At 70.5% G+C, this 17,602-nt stretch carries 13 protein-coding genes and 1 pseudogene; 6 read left to right on the top strand and 8 right to left on the bottom strand.

The window, feature by feature from the left end:
* Positions 1-83: 83 nt before the first annotated feature.
* Complete coding sequence (locus LBW94_RS13600) at positions 84-1,382, top strand: M18 family aminopeptidase (protein ID WP_225054098.1); 1,299 nt, start codon at positions 84-86, stop codon at positions 1,380-1,382.
* On the opposite strand, the gene LBW94_RS13595 is transcribed toward LBW94_RS13600, so the two are convergent.
* Entirely contained in the window at positions 1,343-2,614 is a 1,272-nt protein-coding gene (locus LBW94_RS13595; RefSeq protein ID WP_225054099.1) for a glycosyltransferase 87 family protein, read from the bottom strand. The two genes, LBW94_RS13600 and LBW94_RS13595, sit on opposite strands and share 40 nt — an antisense overlap.
* Positions 2,615-2,814: 200 nt before the next feature.
* Here LBW94_RS13595 and purL point away from each other — a divergent pair, with 200 nt between their 5' ends.
* Positions 2,815-5,097 carry a phosphoribosylformylglycinamidine synthase subunit PurL gene (gene purL, locus LBW94_RS13590; RefSeq protein WP_225054101.1) on the top strand — a complete coding sequence of 761 codons (2,283 nt, stop codon included), beginning with the start codon at positions 2,815-2,817 and terminating at the stop codon, positions 5,095-5,097.
* 39 nt (positions 5,098-5,136) lie between these two features.
* On the opposite strand, the gene LBW94_RS13585 is transcribed toward purL, so the two are convergent.
* Complete coding sequence (locus LBW94_RS13585; RefSeq protein ID WP_225054103.1) at positions 5,137-5,418, bottom strand: YiaA/YiaB family inner membrane protein; 282 nt, start codon at positions 5,416-5,418, stop codon at positions 5,137-5,139.
* A gap of 148 nt (positions 5,419-5,566) precedes the next feature.
* Here LBW94_RS13585 and LBW94_RS13580 point away from each other — a divergent pair, with 148 nt between their 5' ends.
* Positions 5,567-7,345 (top strand): alpha/beta hydrolase, encoded by a 1,779-nt coding sequence (locus LBW94_RS13580; protein ID WP_225054105.1) that lies wholly within the window; start codon positions 5,567-5,569, stop codon positions 7,343-7,345.
* A 74-nt stretch (positions 7,346-7,419) separates the two neighbouring features.
* Positions 7,420-8,031: pseudogene (locus LBW94_RS44210) on the top strand (type II CAAX prenyl endopeptidase Rce1 family protein); the annotation flags it as partial.
* A 52-nt stretch (positions 8,032-8,083) separates the two neighbouring features.
* On the opposite strand, the gene LBW94_RS13570 reads toward LBW94_RS44210, so the two are convergent.
* The gene (locus LBW94_RS13570; RefSeq protein ID WP_225054465.1) at positions 8,084-8,413 is read right to left on the bottom strand and encodes a hypothetical protein; all 330 of its coding nucleotides are present in this window, start codon (positions 8,411-8,413) and stop codon (positions 8,084-8,086) included.
* 10 nt (positions 8,414-8,423) lie between these two features.
* Positions 8,424-8,660: a hypothetical protein gene (locus LBW94_RS13565; protein WP_225054106.1), complete on the bottom strand. Its 237-nt coding sequence runs from the start codon at positions 8,658-8,660 to the stop codon at positions 8,424-8,426.
* 330 nt (positions 8,661-8,990) lie between these two features.
* On the opposite strand from LBW94_RS13565, the gene LBW94_RS13560 reads away from it, so the two are divergent.
* The gene (locus LBW94_RS13560; protein ID WP_225054108.1) at positions 8,991-10,370 is read left to right on the top strand and encodes a helix-turn-helix domain-containing protein; all 1,380 of its coding nucleotides are present in this window, start codon (positions 8,991-8,993) and stop codon (positions 10,368-10,370) included.
* Here the strand turns inward: LBW94_RS13560 and LBW94_RS13555 are convergent.
* Together LBW94_RS13555 and LBW94_RS13550 are read right to left on the bottom strand one after the other, a co-directional pair.
* A complete protein-coding gene (locus tag LBW94_RS13555; protein WP_225054110.1) occupies positions 10,342-11,487 on the bottom strand; it encodes a scyllo-inosamine-4-phosphate amidinotransferase in 1,146 nt (381 codons plus the stop codon). The two genes, LBW94_RS13560 and LBW94_RS13555, sit on opposite strands and share 29 nt — an antisense overlap.
* Before the next feature lie 45 nt (positions 11,488-11,532).
* A complete protein-coding gene (locus LBW94_RS13550) occupies positions 11,533-12,570 on the bottom strand; it encodes a TauD/TfdA family dioxygenase (RefSeq protein WP_225054112.1) in 1,038 nt (345 codons plus the stop codon).
* Between the two features lie 283 nt (positions 12,571-12,853).
* Between LBW94_RS13550 and LBW94_RS13545 the strand changes: the two genes are divergently transcribed.
* Positions 12,854-15,757 (top strand): ATP-binding protein, encoded by a 2,904-nt coding sequence (locus LBW94_RS13545; protein WP_225054113.1) that lies wholly within the window; start codon positions 12,854-12,856, stop codon positions 15,755-15,757.
* A 6-nt stretch (positions 15,758-15,763) separates the two neighbouring features.
* On the opposite strand, the gene LBW94_RS13540 is transcribed toward LBW94_RS13545, so the two are convergent.
* Positions 15,764-16,222 carry a hypothetical protein gene (locus tag LBW94_RS13540; protein WP_225054115.1) on the bottom strand — a complete coding sequence of 153 codons (459 nt, stop codon included), beginning with the start codon at positions 16,220-16,222 and terminating at the stop codon, positions 15,764-15,766.
* Positions 16,223-16,361: 139 nt separating this feature from the next.
* Positions 16,362-17,555: an FAD-dependent oxidoreductase gene (locus LBW94_RS13535; protein ID WP_225054117.1), complete on the bottom strand. Its 1,194-nt coding sequence runs from the start codon at positions 17,553-17,555 to the stop codon at positions 16,362-16,364.
* Positions 17,556-17,602: the final 47 nt, after the last annotated feature.

Here is a 17,602-nt window from a genome sequence, read left to right as displayed (position 1 = left end):
GCGCGCCGAAAATGTGCACGTTCGCATCGTGAGTCACACGGGCGGGAATTCTCGCGAATTGTAAAGACACCTAGGATCGCGGTATGCCCGTCTCGATCACCGCGACCGCGTCCGGACTGTGTGCCTTCATCGACGCGTCCCCCTCCCCGTTTCACGTGTGCCGAACCGTCGCAACGGAATTGGCGGCCCACGGATTCACCGAACTCGCCGAGTCCCGGCCGTGGGAACACGCCGGTACGGGACGATATTTCGTGGTGCGCGGAGGTTCGCTGGTGGCCTGGGCCGAGCCCGCGGACGCCGCCGCCGACGCCGCCCGCAATTTCCGGGTGGCCGGGGCGCACACCGACAGTCCCAACCTGCGCGTCAAGCAGCATCCGGATCTCGCGGTCGCCGGCTGGCAACTGGTGGGCCTGGAACCGTACGGCGGCGCCTGGCTCAACTCGTGGCTGGATCGCGATCTCGGTCTGTCCGGCCGGCTGACCGTGCGCGACGGCGGCGCTGTCCGGGAGGTGCTGGTCCGCATCGACGAGCCGTTGCTGCGGGTGCCGCAGCTGGCCATCCACCTGTCCGAGGACCGGCGCGGGGTCACCCTGGATCCGCAGCGGCACGTCAACGCGGTCTGGGGCCTCGGCGGTGAGCCGCGTTCGCTGGCCGGCTACGTGGCCGAGCGGGCCGGGGTCGCCGTCGGCGCCCTGCTGGGCTGGGAACTGATGACCCACGATCTCGCGCCGAGCGGCCCGGTCGGCCGGGACGGCGATCTGGTGAGCGCCCCGCGCCTGGACAACCAGGCCACCTGTTACGCGGGCCTGCACGGTTTCCTGGCCGCGCTGGCCGAGCCCGCGCCGGGCGCCCCCACACCGGTGCTGGCGATCTTCGACCACGAGGAGGTCGGCAGCCAGTCCGATCGCGGCGCGCAATCGGATCTGCTGCCCGCGGTGCTGGAGCGGATCGTGCTGGCCCGCGGCGGTGGACGGTCGGAATACCTTGCGGCCCTTGCCGGTTCGATCTGCGCCTCGGGTGACATGGCGCACGCCACCCACCCCAACTATCCGGAGCGGCACGAACCGGCGCACCGGATCGTGGCCGGCGGCGGCCCGGTGCTGAAGGTCAACCAGAACCTGCGCTACGCCACCGACGCGGTCGGCGCAGGCGCCTTCGCACTGGCCTGCGCCCAGGCGGAGGTGCCGTTGCAGCGCTATGTGCACCGCGCGGATCTGCCGTGCGGTTCCACCATCGGCCCGATGACCGCGGCCCGCACCGGCATGCCCACGGTCGACGTCGGCGCGCCGCAGCTGGCCATGCATTCGGCCCGGGAACTGATGGCCGCCGCCGATGTGCCGGCCTACGCGGCCGCGTTGGCGGCGTTCCTGGCGCCCCGGTAATCGCGCCGCCGGTAGCAGATCGCGGCCACCGCCAGGCCCGTGAACGCCACCAGCACATAGCTGCTGCCGATCAGCTGCTGCCACAGCGCCCAGCCGTGCTCCCGCTGCGCGCTGTGCGGCAGCAGCCAGTGCGGGCCGACCAGGAAGATCAGCGTGATCGCCGCCGCCACCGCGATCCGGGTCCGGGTGAGCCCGGCGCGGTGCAGCCAGATCAGCGCCACCGGCAGCGCCGGGGCCACCCACACCCAGTGGTGCGACCAGGACACCGGTGAGACCAGCAGCACCGCAAGCGCATTCACCAGCAGCGCGGTGGCCCGCTCCAGGCCGGTCACCTGCGGTGCGTGCAGCAGTCGCCACATCACCACCGCCGCCAGCGCGACCGCGATCACCGACAGGGTCAGCCACAGCCGGGTGGACGCCGGCTCGCCGAGGCCGAGCCGGAACACCATTCCCTTCAGCGACTGGTTCCCGGCGAAGGCGGGCGGCCCGATGCGGCCGGTGTCGCGGATCACCCGGGACCAGTACTCGGCCGATTCGTGCGGGAACAGCGCCACCCCGACCCCGACGGCGCCCAGCGCCGACAGCACCATGGTGATCGCGGACCGCCAGTCCCGGCGCACCAGGAAGTACAGCAGGAATCCGGCCGGGGTCAGCTTGATCGCCACCGCGATGCCGACCAGCATGCCGCGCGGCCAGACCGGCCGGCGCAGCAGCACGTCCAGTGTGATCGCGGTCATCAGGACCAGATTGACCTGGCCGAAGTTGTAGGTCTGCCGGACCGGTTCGGACAGTCCGAGCAGTGCCACGCCGCCGATCACCAGCGCCCACCGCACGATCCGCGCCGGGACCGGCTCCAGGGTGTTGGACACCACCCACAGCGTCAGGCCCAGGCAGACCACCGACACCAGCACCGTCGCGGGCCCGGCCAGCCACAGCGGCATCATGGCCAGCGGGGTGAAGAACAGCGCCGCCAGCGGCGGGTAGGTGAACGGCAGCCCGAGCCCGCCCGAGGGCGGCAGCGGCCCGTACAGGTCGCCGCCGTCCAGCCAGACCCGGGCGCCGTTGCGATAGACCTGGAGATCGATGTAGCCGGCCCATTGCCGGGCGGCGATCTCGATCACCGCGGAGAGCAGGAACAGTCCGACCGCGATCCACAGCAATCGGCGCGGGCGTCGGGTTCGGGGATCAGCGGGCGATCCGCCCGGAGCGGCGAGCCGGGCTCGATCGGTCACCGATCCAGCGTAACGGGTCGGACACCCAGGTCCATACCGGTTTCGCAACGGCTGTGGCCGGGTTCACCGGGCCCGCCGCGGCGGCCGGACCCCGCGGCTGCGGGCCCGGTGGATGCTGCTTCTAAACTGGCGTGGTCTCCCACTATCCGCGTCCCGGGCGCCGTGTTCGCCTGTTCGCCGAAAGGACCCCGGTACTCACAGTGACCGTCCACATCGACACCGTCAGCACCGCCGCCACCACCCCGGAGACCGCGCAGCCCTACAAGGAACTGGGTCTCAAGGACGACGAGTACGCCCGGATCCGGGAGATCCTCGGGCGCCGTCCGACCGACGCCGAACTGGCGATGTACTCGGTGATGTGGAGCGAGCACTGCTCCTACAAGTCCTCCAAGGTGCATCTGCGCTACTTCGGCCAGACCACCACCGACGAGATGCGCGCGTCCATGCTGGCCGGTATCGGCGAGAACGCGGGTGTCGTGGACATCGGCGACGGCTGGGCGGTCACCTTCAAGGTGGAGAGCCACAACCATCCCTCGTATGTGGAGCCCTATCAGGGCGCGGCGACCGGCGTGGGCGGCATCGTGCGCGACATCATGGCCATGGGCGCGCGGCCGATCGCGGTGATGGACCAGCTGCGTTTCGGCGCGGCCGACCATCCGGACACCCGCCGGGTGGTCGACGGCGTGGTGCGCGGGGTCGGCGGCTACGGCAATTCGCTGGGCCTGCCCAATGTCGGCGGCGAGACCGTCTTCGATGCCTCCTATCAGGGCAATCCGCTGGTCAACGCGCTGTGCGCGGGGGTGATGCGGGTCGAGGATCTGCACCTGGCCTTCGCCTCCGGCGCCGGTAACAAGATCATCCTGTTCGGCGCGCGCACCGGCCTCGACGGTATCGGCGGCGTGTCTGTGCTGGCCTCGGACACCTTCTCCGGCGACGAGTCCGGTGCCGGCCGCAAGAAGCTGCCGAGCGTGCAGGTCGGCGACCCGTTCGCGGAGAAGGTACTCATCGAGTGCTGCCTGGAGTTGTACGCCGCCGGTCTGGTGGTCGGCATCCAGGATCTCGGCGGCGCCGGATTGTCCTGTGCCACTTCGGAACTCGCGGCCGCCGGCGACGGCGGCATGCACATCGACCTGGACAAGGTGCCGCTGCGCGCCAAGCACATGACCCCCGCCGAGATCCTCTCCAGCGAATCGCAGGAGCGGATGTGCGCAGTCGTGACGCCGGACAATGTCGACGCCTTCCTGGCCGTCTGCAAGAAGTGGGATGTGCTGGCCACGGTGATCGGCGAGGTCACCGACGGTGAGCGCCTGATCATCACCTGGCACGGCGAGACCGTGGTGGACGTACCGCCGCGCACCGTCGCGCACGAGGGCCCGGTCTACGAGCGCCCGGTGCGCCGCCCCGACGAGCAGGACGCGCTGATCGCCGACAGCCCCGACCGGCTGCCCCGCCCGCAGACCGGCGAGGATCTGCGCGCGACGCTGCTGACCATGATCGCCAGCCCGCAGCTGTGCAGCCGCCGCTGGATCACCGAGCAGTACGACCGCTACGTGCGTGGCAACACCGTGCTCGCCGAGCACGCCGACGCCGGCGTGATCCGCATCGACGAGGTCGGCGGCCGCGGTATCGCACTGGCCACCGACGCCTCCGGCCGCTACACCAAACTCGACCCGTACGCCGGCGCCCAGCTGGCCCTGGCCGAGGCCTACCGCAACGTCGCCACCACCGGCGCCACCCCGAAGGCCGTCACCAACTGCCTCAACTTCGGCTCGCCGGAGGATCCGGGCGTGATGTGGCAGTTCCAGCAGGCGGTACGCGGTCTCGCGGACGGCTGTGCGGCGCTGGGTATTCCGGTCACCGGCGGCAACGTCAGCTTCTACAACCAGACCGGGCAGACCGCGATCCTGCCGACGCCGGTGGTCGGTGTGCTCGGCGTCATCGACGACGTGCACCGCCGCATTCCCACCGGCCTGGGCCTGGAGCCGGGCGAGACGCTGATCCTGCTCGGCGACACCCGCGACGAGTTCGGCGGCTCGATCTGGGCGCAGGTGGCGCACGATCACCTCGGCGGCGTGCCGCCGCGGGTCGATCTGGCCCGCGAGCAGCTGCTGGCCGAGATCCTCACGGCGGGCTCCCGCGACGGCATGATCAGCGCCGCGCACGACCTGTCCGAGGGCGGCCTGGCCCAGGCCGTGGTGGAGGCCGCGCTGGCCGGTGAGACCGGCTGCCGAATCCTGGTGCCCGAGGGCGCCGATCCGTTCGTGACGCTGTTCTCCGAATCCGCCGGCCGGGTGCTGGTGGCGGTGCCGCGCTCCGAGGAGACCAGGTTCACCAAGATGTGCAGCGCGCGCGAACTGCCGTGGGTGCGCATCGGCGTGGTCGACCAGGGTTCGGACTCCGTCGAGGTGCAGGGGCAGTTCTCGGCCACCCTGGCCGAGCTGCGGACTGCCTTCGAGGGCACGCTGCCGACGCTGTTCGGCTGACACCGGTTCCGGACCGGGCCCGGTGTCGGCCGGGCCCGGTCAGCTCACGCTCTTGAACGGATCGTGTTCGGCGATCAGCTTCTCCAGCCGGGCCTCGTCGATCCGGTGATGGACGCGGTTCGCCTCGTGCTGGTCCCGCACCACCTTCGACAGCGTGAAGGTGCTGCTCACCAGGAACAGCGTGGCCATCAACAGGAAACCGCGCTGCCAGATGTCCAGTGGCAGACGGAAGATGCCGAAGCCCGTCGCACCGAAGCTGAGCACGAAGGCGGTCGCCGACTGGATGAGGAATGCCGGGCTGTTCTTCTGCGGGTTCGTCATGTCGTGCAGTATCTGCGGTTCGACCGGTGCGGACCCGAGTGTTCGACTACTCGAAATCCGGCCGCCGGTCCCGCAGATGTTCGCGCCGAGTTGGTCGGTCGCCGTGCGGTGCCCGCGTTCGCGCCGCGGGGTTGGCCATACTTGACGGGTGCCGGAAGCCACTGAATCGACGACACTGCCGCGGGTGCGCGGCCCGGCCGTCGTCCGCCGGGGCCGGTCGGTGTGGCTGCGCGCGTTGCGGGTGGCGCGCCGCATCGAGGTCGACGTGATCGGGCTGAACTATGTCGGCCTGGTGGCCGGGACGGTGTTCTTCGCCTGGTCGGTGACACCGTCGCTGGTGCCGCGGGACTGGTTGTTCCAGGGGCTGATCAGCGGCATCAACGCGGCCATCGGCTACGGCGCCGGCTGCTTGCTGGAGTGGGGATTCCGGCGCTGGGTGCGGCCGCGGCTGCGCGTCGGCGGCCTGCCGATGCGCTGGCGCTACGTGCTGAAGGTCGCGATCCTGATCATGTGCGGGCTGATCGCCGCGTACATGCTGGTGCTGTCCGCGGACTGGCAACGGCAGATCTACACCCTGATGGACATGCCCGGCACCACCCGGGCCGCGTACCTGCGCACCGGCGGGCTGAGCCTGGCGGTCGGCATGGCGGTGGTGGCCGGCTATCGGACGCTGCGGGAGCTCGTCCGCTTCGTCGCCCGGGAACTCAGCCGCTGGGTGCGGGTACCGCCACGATTCGCACCGGCGGTCGGCTCGGCCCTGCTGATCGTGCTGCTGGTGCTGCTGTTCAACGGCATCGCGACCAAAGCCTTCTTCGCGGTCGCGAATTCGGCGTTCAGCGTTCGCAACGACAAGGTGACCCCGTACGCGGTCCAGCCGCGGCAGCCGGAGCGCTCCGGTAGTCCGCAATCGCTGGCGGCCTGGGACACCCTCGGCTCCGAGGGCCGCTGGTTCGTCTCGCACGGCCCGGACCCGCTGCTGCTGTCGGCCGCCACGGGACAGCCCGCGCGCGAACCGATCCGGGTCTACGTCGGCCTGGACTCGGCCACCGCCGGCCACACCCAGGAGGAACTGGCCGTCGCCGAACTGGAACGCACGCACGCCTTCGACCGGAAGGTGCTCGCGATCGTCACCACCACCGGCACCGGCTGGGTGAACTCGACCGCCGCGGCCGCCCTGGAATACCTCTACAGCGGCGATACCGCGATCGTGGCCTCGCAGTACTCCTATCTGCCCAGCGTGCTGTCCTTCCTCGCGGACCGGCAGAAGGTCGCCGTCGCGGGGCACAAGATGTTCGACGCGGTCTACGCGGCCTGGTCGGCGCGCCCGCCGCAGTCCCGCCCGAAACTGGTGGTGTACGGCGAGAGCCTGGGATCGCAGGGTTCGGAGGCCGCCTTCGGCGGACTGGCCGACCTGCGCGACAAGGTCGACGGCGCCCTGTGGGTGGGCCCGCCCAACTCGAATCGGCTGTGGAGCCAGTTCGTCTCCCGCCGCGACCCGGGCTCGCCCGAGGTGGAACCCGTCTACGCCGACGGCCTGGTGGTCCGATTCGCCTCGGACACAGCCGATCTGAGCAAGCCCTCGCCCGACTGGCGCCGTCCCCGCATCGCCTACCTCCAGCACGCCTCCGACCCGATCGTCTGGTGGTCCCCGGACCTGATCTTCTCCCGCCCCGCCTGGCTGTCCGAACCCCGCGGCCCCGACGTCTCCAGCCAGATGCGCTGGTGGCCCTTCGTCACCTTCTGGCAGGTGGCCGCCGACCTGACCAACGCCCAGAGCGTCACCGACGGCCACGGCCACAACTACGGCAGCCTGGTCCTGGACGGCTGGGCCGCCGTCCTCCCACCCCCGAACTGGACCCCGGACCTGACCGAACGCGTCCGCACCCAACTGGAACTGGCCGAGACCTACGAGCGGGTCGTGAAGTGAGGGTGCTGCCCATCGTCCGCCTCGTCGCGGCCGCGACGCTGCCACCCCTGTGGAACGACCTGCTGCTACCCCGCATGCACTACGGCCCGCGCGCCCGCACCGTCGCCAACGTCGCTTTCGCGACCGCCTACGCTGCGGTCTTCGGTGTACACGGCTCGCTCCACGGACGCGGTGAGGTCGGCTCGGTGCGACCGGAAAACACTGTCCAGCAAGGTGATCACAGTGATTCGCAGCTCGGCGAGGAGTGGAGGACCGCGCACGTCCGGTGCCCGCGGCCCGTTCGGGTGCCCCGGGCCCGCGCGCACACGAGCCGGCCGCCCGGCGCGCCGGGATGGCCGATGATCGCCGCTGCCGTTGCTCCGGCGGCTGTGGTTGTCGCAGGATATGCTGTGGCCCTTGGCATTCCGGTGTTGCGAAACCGATTGGCGGCATTCGCGAACCGGTCGCCGGAGGCGCCCCTCGCCGAATGGGTTGCGGTGCAGATCCCCTGGGGCACCGTGTACACGGAGGAGCTGATCTTCCGCGCGACCCTCGACCCGCTGCTGGAGTCCGCCCTCGGCCGCACCGGAAATGTCATGGGCGCCGTGCTTTTCGGGCTGTGGCACCTCGCACCGGCCCGGATCGCGGGCGACGATGTCCCCGCGACCGTGGCCGCCACCGCTGTCGCGGGGGCGGCGCTGTCGGGGCTGCGCCGCCGCACCGGCACCGTCCTCACCCCGGCCCTGCTGCATTTCGCCGTCAACGCCGGGGGCGCGATCGCGGCTCGTCTGGCGGTACGGCTCGCGCCGAGCCGACCATCAGCATCGGCACGGCGATCAGTTGCACGAGATTGGACAGATACAGATAGGTCGCCTGGCGGCCAGGATCGATGAGCGGGGCCAGGCCGAACACCGCGAGGCCGTAGCAGGCCCACATGGTGCCGAACGCCTTCGTCCCCGCGACCGCGAGCCGATCGTTCAGCCACCGGATCGCGCTCACCAGGGTGGTGAAACCAGAAGTGTCCCAGACTATTTCGATCTCGGGCGAATCCGCGCGCCCGGCCGTCGGCTCGACGGTGACACCGGACATGATCACACCCTCATCGTGAGCCGACGTGCGCGACCGCGGGAGCCGGCGGGCCGGCGTCGGGCGATGTCTGGGCGACGGAGACCATCGCCACCAAGACCCACGCGACGGTGGCGCCGAGCGCGACGAATCCGCGAACCAGGGTGCCGACCTCCACCGGACCCGGTGCGGCGCCACCGATTCCGTTCTCCGTATCGCGCCCTGCCGGCGCCCGTGAGGTGAACGAACCGACCTCTGCTGTTGAATTCATGGATGAGAAACCTCGTTCCGTGTCCTACCGGATTCCTTCTCGCGAAAGAACTCTGGAGAAGTCCCCGAGCGGCGGTACCCCTCGTCCCGCCGCTCGGGAACATGTGCGACCGTCCACGCCGGATGGGGATGGCACCCGGACACGACGGCAACATGTCGAGAATGGGCCGCCGGGCCCGCGTATCACGAGCCGATACGGGTGTTTTCGCGGTATGCGGAGGAATTCTGCACGCATCGCGTGCACAACATTTCCCGACGTCGACACGGTAGGAACGCGGGGTTAGCATCGACCACAGTGCAACCGGCGGGGCCCAGGGGATGGATGGTGCACATGGCGGTCGGCCCACATTCGATGCGTTGCGCACGTCGTGTCGCTCGCGAGGTCAAGAATTCCGGCGGTTCCGATCACGACGCGGCCCGCGCGGTACACGCGCATTGCGCGGTGTCGCTGCTGCGTGCGTATCGGGCGACCCGGGGCTACACCTTGGTCGAGGCGGTCGAGGCGTTGAAACATGTGCTCTCCGAACGCGGTACCCCCGCCGACGGCCTGGGGCATCAGCGGCTGTCGCAATGGGAACAGGGCCAGGACATCCCGTCGCCGCACTATATGGATGCACTGTGTTTCCTGTACCAGAGCCGGCCGGACCGGCTCGGATTCGGGAGCGACTACTCGGAGGCGGGTTCGTTCCCGCACAACGAACCCGAGGACGCCATGAATCGACGCTATTTCACGGGACTTGTCGCGGCGAGTGCGGCACTCGTGCCGGCCGGGCTGTTCACCGGAACCTTCGACCCACCGGGCGGCCGTCAGGCCGGTGCGGGATATGTCGGACTGCTCGAAGAACTGGTCGAGCAGAGCGGTTTTCAGTTGCAGTCGGCTCCGCCCGCGGAGTTCATCCCGGCGCGGATGATGGATCTCGCCCGGGTCCAGGCCGGATTGCTGACCACGAGCAGTGCCGTGCTGCGGCGTCGGCTGCACCGGGTCTATGCGAAGAACGCCGGTCTGATCGCGATCCGGCTCTCCGACGTCGGCGCGGTCGCCGACACCTTCGAATGGTTCGGGATCGCGCGTCGTGCCGCCCGGGCCGCGCAGGACGAGACCGTGCAGGCCTGGATCGCGGGCTGGACCGGAGACGCCTGCGCTTTCCACCGGCAGTTCAAGCCGGGTCTGACCGCGGCGCGGGCCGCGCAATCGGCCGGTGCGGACCGGCCCTGCGCGGCGGCGGTCCTGGGGTATCTCGCCGAGGCGGGCATCCAGGCCCGCCTGGGTGACCGGCGAGCCACCTTCGCCGCGGTGGCGCGCGCCGATCGGATGTTCGACCAACTGCCGGACGAGGAGATCGTCGCCGACGGATTCCACCTCGGCGAGTACCTGTTGCGCTGGAACCAGGCCAATGCGCTGGCGCTGTGCGGGGCGCACGCCGAGGCCGCCCCGCTGCGCGACCGGGTGCTGGAGCTGCCGCCGGCGCGGCACGATCTGGTCGGCAGTTCCCTGTTGCACCTGGATGCGGCCGCGGCACACGTCGACCGAGGGGAGCTCGAGGGTGCGTGCCACACCATCACCACGACATGGCTGCGCCTGCCGCTGGAGTTCCAGGTCGGCCAGGTTCCGGAGCGGGTGCGCGAAATTCTCGCGCCACTGCCCGGCCGAGCCATCCCCCAGGTGGCCGAGACGCGCGAACTCATCGGATCGCCGGCTTCGTACAGCTGACGCCGGGCCGGCGGCGGTCGCCGGTCCTCCGGCGTTCGCGACGCAGATCCAAGGTGACGCAATGCAATCCGCCACCCATGGTGCGGGCGTGGCGCAGGGTGTGCGGCGCGACATCGATGCCGTGGCGGCGCAGGGCGGCGATGAGTTCCCGCTGACCGGCATCGACGACGGCGAGGTCGGGCCGCACCATCAGCAGGTTCATCCCGATCCACTCCGAGGACAGTGGACGACCGCTCGGAGTGGATGCCGGGGCCATCGGCGGGCACCACAGATGTTCCCACGACCGCAGCGGTGCGGGCAGTTGCGCGGCGTCGCGAATGCGGTCCGGATTCAGCAGGACCAGACCCTCCCGCAGCAGGCTGATCGTGGAGTCGATGTGGGTGTAGGGGTAGATGCCGCGGATCGGATGCACGCGGTAGTTCCCCAGTGCGGCAACCGTATTCCGCAGCCAGCGGTATCCGAGCTCATTGCCGCTGCCGGAGACCTGGTAGAACAGGTCGCGCCCGCAGCGCAGGATGTTGGCGGCGTCGAACACCGGCTCGGTCTCGCCCAGGACCGGGCGGCCGTGGCCGTCGTCGGGGTAGAGCTCGTCGCGCAGTTGCGGCGTCGGCGCGGCGATCCAGGCCGAGCCGCCGAGCATGCGCTGCTGGAACAGCTCCCGCAGCCCCGCGAGCTCGAACATCCGTGCGCGCACCGGGCTGGGCGCGGCGATGATGGTGGAACCGATCACGATGGCCAGGTCGCGGGGGCAGTAGGAGTAGAAGCCACTGGTCCGCCACCACGGGGTGGCGAACGCGCGGTCGTGGGCCACCGGTGCGGGCCGGGCGACCTGCACGCCCAGGCTTTCCAGCAGCGCCGCCAGGCCGTCGAGATCCTCGGCGGTTTCGGCGAGTACCCGGGACGGGAAGCGTCCCACCCGGACTCGCGCCAGTTCGGCGGCATCGAGTCCGGGGTAGAGGTTGAGCCACGCCGAGCGGTCCAGTGGCGGGATCCGGGCGCCGTCGGCGACGCCGACGACGACCTCGAACAGCGGGCTGAATTCGTCGGCGGAGTAGGCCGGTACGGGTTCGGCGGGTGCCGGGTTCTTCACGGTCGGCGAGATCGACGGAGACGACATGACACTTTCCCTTCGGAGACGGGGGCGGGGGTGGTCCGGACGTGGTCAGCCGAGCGCACGCCGCGCGCCACGGCGGCGGTGCGCGCGGATCGAGGCGCAGGTCATCGCCCGCAGCAGCCAGCGGTCTGCGCCGTCGTAGCGCGGTCGAAAAGTGGTGCGGCCGTGTACTATTCGCCGATTGTCGGCGATCAGGACATCGCCCGGCCGCAGTTCGTGACCGATCGCGCCGTGGTCCAGGGCCGTGGTCAGGGCGCGCAGCGCCGCCGCCGCGCGGCGGTCGGCGGGGTCGGCCGGGCGTACGTCACCCTCGCCGAAGCAGATCTCGGGGTCCTCGGGCGGACCGGTGAGGACCGGTGCCGGGGTCTGCTCGCCGATACGGGCGCCCACGTGGGCGTCGTCGGGCGCGACCAGATACCGCGGGGCGCGCAGTGTCGCGAGATCGGCGGGGTCGAGGTCCAGGCGCCGGGCCGGGGACAGGACCGTGAACACGCCGGGATGGCCACGCAGGCACAGCAATCCGAAGTGATCGCAGCGGTCGTCGGTGAATCCGTCCTCGACGTGCCAGTCGAGCGCCGCCGTACTGCCGACGCCGGTCTGGGTGCCCTCACGGCCGGGTACGGGCACGACATGCTGGACCAGCCGGCCCTCGTGCAGCGAGCGGAAGGTGAACGGTTCGCCCAGCGGCAGCGTCAGGGCGAGCAGCAGCAGTGCGGCGGCCTCGACGGTGCGGGTCGTCGTGCGCGGGGTGACGGTGGCGGGGGTGGCGGGCAGATCGGTGAGTACCGGGCAGATGCCGCGCAGCAACAGGGCGTTGTTGGGCGAGCCCTGGATTCGGAAGCGGTGCAGGGCGACCACCACGTGCGGCGGCAGACTGGTGAGCAGACTCGCGGCGACGACGGCCGGGTCCGCGGAACGCCGGTGCCGGTCCGCGGCCCGCAGCGCCGCCGACCAGGTCCGCGCGGCCTGGTCCCAGGTCGAGGTGACCACCTCGCCGTGCGCCGCGCGTCCCATGTCCGGCGCGGAGAAATTCCGCCGTCGTCCGTCGTGGCCGGCGAAGGCGCTGCCGTTCCTCCGGACGGACACGGCCGTCTCGCACCGGTTCCGGAATTCGGCGCGGCCGCCCGGCCGAGGGCCGTCCCCGTCGGTGACATTTGTCGAAATCATCGGGTTCATCGCTGTCCTCCGGTTCGTCTGCGACCTTGCGGTCGCAGCAACAGCACACCCGGTCGCGGCCGGTGTCCGACAGCACGGAAGACAAGACGGCGGCCGCACGCCGCATTTCACGGCTGTCCGGCGGACAGGGAAGACACTGCCGGACACCGGAAAGCAGCCACCGATCGGGTGCCCATATTCAGAAAGATATGCGATGAGCGAGAAACCGAATCGGGAGACGACCCGGGCAGATCTGCAAGCAGTGCACACCACCGCCGAATTCGGTGCGAGGCTGAAACGGACCCGGATGGCGGCGACGCTGTCCATTCGCGCTCTCGAACTCCGGGCCGCGGCCCGCAAGAACAGCGGCGCCGCGACCTATGTCAATTTGACGAAGAACATCATCGAGTCCATGGAGAAAGGGCACCGGCTCGAAGGCGGCCGGGCCGCACCGGATATCGACAACCGGCTGGAGATCTATCTGTGGTGCTGCGGCGTCCCGAGGGAGGATCTACCGGCCTGGCTCGAGACGCGCCGCCGAATTCTGCGGGAACCACGCCCACCCGCACCGGGGACGGCCCCCGAGGTGGGTCCCGCGCTGCGGACCGCACTCCGGCGTGACGTGTACACCCTGATCGGGCGGGACGCCGAGCTCGCGCAGATACTGGCCGCCGCGGAATCCGGGATTCCCGTCTACACCATCGACGGTATGCCCGGCGTCGGTAAGACGGCGCTGGCGATCCGGGCCGCGCACCTGCTCGCCGATCGTTTCCCCGACGGCCGCTACTTCGTCGAGTTGCACGCCCACACGCCGGGGCGCACGGTCGCCGATCCGGCGGATGTGCTGGCGGGGTTGCTGACCGGGATCGGTGTCGACATCAGCTACCTCCCCGATTCCCTGCAAGCGCGCCGCGACCTGTGGCAGGACCGGCTCGCGGGCAAGCGCGTCCTGCTGGTTCTCGACGACGCGCAGAACGAGGCCCAGATCGATTGGCTGCTGCCCGCCTCCCCCGGCTGCCTCACCCTGGTGACCAGCCGGCGGCGTCTGGTCGATCTCGGCAACACCGTCCCGCTCGCGCTCGACACGCTCGCGCCGGGTGCGGCGGTGGAACTGTTCGCGACCCTGAGCCGTCGCCGGATCGGCGATACGTCCGATCACGCCGCGGTCGAGCGGCTCGTACACCAGTGCGGCCATCTGCCGCTGGCGATCACGCTGCTGGCGGCGCCGCTCGCGCACCACCCGGCGTGGACCATCGCGGACCTGTCGGCGGAATTCGGGGCCACGGCCGACCGGCTCGGCGAGCCCGACGCCCGCACCCGCGCGGTCCGGGTGGCGTTCGACCTGTCCTACCAGGATCTGCCTCCCGAACGCGCCCGGCTGTTCCGGCGGCTGGGGCTGCACCACGGCCCCGACCTCGACGCCTACGCGGCGGCGGCGCTGGCCGGAATCGACGTGGCCGCGGCGTGGTCCGAACTGGACGCCCTCTACACCGACCATCTGCTCGACGAGCCGGCCCGCGGCCGATACCGGCTGCACGACCTGCTCCGGGAATACGCTCGCGCGCTGGCACAGACGGAGCCGGAACCCGAACGCGCCGCCGCCGAGACCCGGCTGCTGGACTACTACCACCGGACCACCGCCGCGGCCGACCGCTGGATCGCGCGCCGGACCCGTCCGGACTCGGCATCCGGTGACCGGGGCGGCAACCCGCTGGTGGCGCGCGAGTTCGGCGACGAGGTCCAGGCCCTGGAGTGGATGCGGGTGGAGCGTGACAATCTGCTGGCCTGCGTCGAACACGTGGCGTCCCGCCGTCCCGCGCGGATGGTGGTGATGATCGGGCTGCTGGCGGGTCTGCTGGATCGCGACGGGCCCTGGCCGCTGGCCTGTGAGCTGCACAAGCGGGCCGCCGGGGTCGCCCACGATCTCGACGACGAGATCGAGGAGGCCGGCGCGCTGAACAACCTGGGCGCCGCGCACTGGCGGGCGGGGGATTTCTCCATGGCCACCGCGTGTTTCCACGCGGCCCTCACCCTCTACCGCGGCCGCGGCAACGTGCTCGGCGAGGCCAACGCGCTGAACAATCTCGGCGACGCCCGCGAGGAGACCGGCGACTACCCCGCGGCCGTGGCCCACTATCGACGGGCGCTGGGCCTCTACCGCCGCTGCGGTGACGTTCTCGGCGAGGCGAGCACCTTGAACAATCTCGGCACCCTGCACGAGGAGACCGGCGACTACCCCGCGGCGGTCGGTTGCTACGAGCAGGCGCTGGCGCTCTACCACGACCTCGATTTCCGGCTCGGGGAGGCCAATACCCTCAACAATCTCGGAATCGTGCACGCCCGCACCGGCTTCAGTGAGGAGGCCGTGGCGCTGCACCGGCAGGCCCTGACCCTCTACCGGCAGTTGGGCAACCGGCTCGGCGAGGCCAACGCGCTGACCAATCTGGGCATCGTGCGCACCCGCACGGGGCACTACCGGGAGGCCGTCGATCGGCACCACCAGGCGCTGGCCCTCTACCACGAACTGGGCAGCCTCAGGGGTGAGGCCAGCACGCTGAACAATCTCGGTATCGTCCGGACCCGCACCGGGCTCTACGACGAGGCCGTCGGCCTGCACGACAAGGCGCTGGCCCTGTCCCGCCGCCTCGGCTATCGGCTCGTCGAGGCCGATGCCCTGCACAATCTGGGTGTCGTGCGGACCGGCACCGGACGCTACGACGAGGCCGTGGAACTGCATCAACAGGCGCTGACCCTGTACCACCGGCTGGGCAACCGGCTCGGCCAGATCGAGGTCCTGATCGACCTGGGCAGGCTGCTGTTCGAGACCGCGACGGCCGCCGCCGCGTCGGCGACCTTCCTCGACGCGCTGACGCTCGCGCGTCAGGTCGGCAGCTGGATCGGGGAAGCCCAAGCGCTGGAGGGGATCGCGCGGTGCCGAGTCGTCAACAGCGTCACCGGCGTCGCCGCGGTCCCACGCGAACTGGCGCAGGCGGTCGAGATCTATCACCGCATCGGCACTCCCGACGCGGTGGCGGCCGCCACCGAGCTGCTCCGGCTGCGATCCGATATCCAGTGCGCCGCAACCGGATCGGACGATACCGGAGCCGCGGCCTGCTGAGGCCGGTCAGGGCCGCCGGGCGCTCGGCGACCGCGGCCGGTCCGGTGCCGCCTCGAATTCCGATCCGGTGACCTCGTGGAACAGGCACCGGTCGACCGCCATCCGGATCGCGCGGGCGCGGCTGAGGCCCGCGCCCCGGCAGAACACGGCCAGCCGTGCCAGCGTCGGTTCGTCCAGACGCACCTCGCCGACTCCGAGATCCCGCGGGGCCGGCTGTTCACCGGCCGGATCGAAGTTCCGGCGCGCGCGGCGCCGGTCGGGAATGTGCTCGATTTCCATCATTGCCGCCACCGCGGTGATCGCGGTGTCGCGATCGATTCCGAACGAGTCGAGCAGGTCGGCGACCGCGATTCCGATCAGGGTCTCCGTCGAGGTCGCTCGGTCGCGTGCCAGTGCGGACAGCGAGGACAGCACGGCCGGAGAGAAACTCACCGACAAGCGCGTTCCGACCGCAGAACGGTCCATCAGCCGTACCTCGTCTTTCGGCCCCGGGCACCGAGCAATGACGCACTGAAATACAAGCGAAGTTTAAACGCTGCGCCGGAAATTCGCATCGTGCGGTCGCGCGCGGGATTCTTCCGCGCGGAGCCGGACGGCGCCTGCGCTACGAGGAATGGACGGGAGTGGGACGGCCGAAATGGGACTCCATCCGCGGGGTCGGCCGGCGGAGCGCGAGACCGTCCTCGACGAAGGCCGGAGCGACGGTGAATCCCGAACCGCCCAGGCCGCCGAGCTCCAGCACGCCGACCGACCCGGTCCGGCTGCGCGGAATCCATTCGGCGATAACGCGTTCGGCGAGCGGCCGCAGGCCGTACCAGTACTGGTAGGCCCCGGGGGTCAGCGCCGGCCGCAGCACCGGAAGCCGTTGCAGGACACGGTCGCGGATCTCCTCCACGAGCGCGGTGACATAGGACGGCACCCGCGACGGATCGGTGAGCCCGCGCCCGAGTTCGGTGTACTCCTCCGGCTCGGTGACCAGCCTGCCGGACGAACCGCCCAGGCAGACATGCCCGCACGAGTGATGCGGGATGCTGTAGGTGAGCTCGTCGTATCGGTCGGCATCCATCAGCACGATCCGATCCAGCGGCTGCGGTACCCGGGCGAGATCGGCGAGCAGGACGACCCCCAGATCGCCTTCGATGCGCTGGTCGTCGAGCAGGAACTGGGCCCGGTCGCCCGCGGCGACACAGACGACCTCGGCGCCGAAATCGTGGGTGAGCTCCAGCAATTCGCCGATATCGTGAATATGGCGGCGCATCGGGCGGACTCCGGGCAGTCGCGATACCGCCCGGTACAGGTTCGGCATGAGCGTGCACGAGGAGACGATCGCCCCCTCGGCGATGTAGGCGGCCCGGCGGTAGAACGGGGCCGAGAACTCGCCGGGATCGACCGGCACGGGTACCGCGGGGCAGCCGCTCGGCACCGGTACCCGCTCCTCGCGGGTCAGCAGCACACTCGGCGCGGCGGTGCGGTATTCGCCGAAACCCAGCTCGGACAAGATGTTCCAGCTGTGAAAAGATCGATGCGCCCAGGCGGCGATCCGTGGATCCCCTTCCAGGAACGGCATGTGCCAGCCGCTGGCACCGAAACTGGCGACCCGCCTGTCGTGGTGATCGGCGACCCACAGAATCTGGATCGGGCGCGAAACCCGTTGGGACTCAACGAACAATCTGTGAACGACATGGTGGCCGGTGATACCGTGGCCCACGACCACCGCTCGTCCGGTGCGCAGAGCCGCTGCCAGGAAGGACTCGGGCTCGGTGGCCGCAAGGTGGCCAGGGAGAACACTGCTGGGCATCGGAGACACCTCTTCCGACGGATCAGGGGCTCGTCGCCGCGTGCGCC

It is taken from the genome of Nocardia sp. alder85J, assembly GCF_020176955.2.
Taxonomy (GTDB): domain Bacteria; phylum Actinomycetota; class Actinomycetes; order Mycobacteriales; family Mycobacteriaceae; genus Nocardia.
The sequence above is the reverse complement of the archived record's forward strand: the minus strand, read 5'-3'. Positions and strand labels throughout refer to the sequence as shown.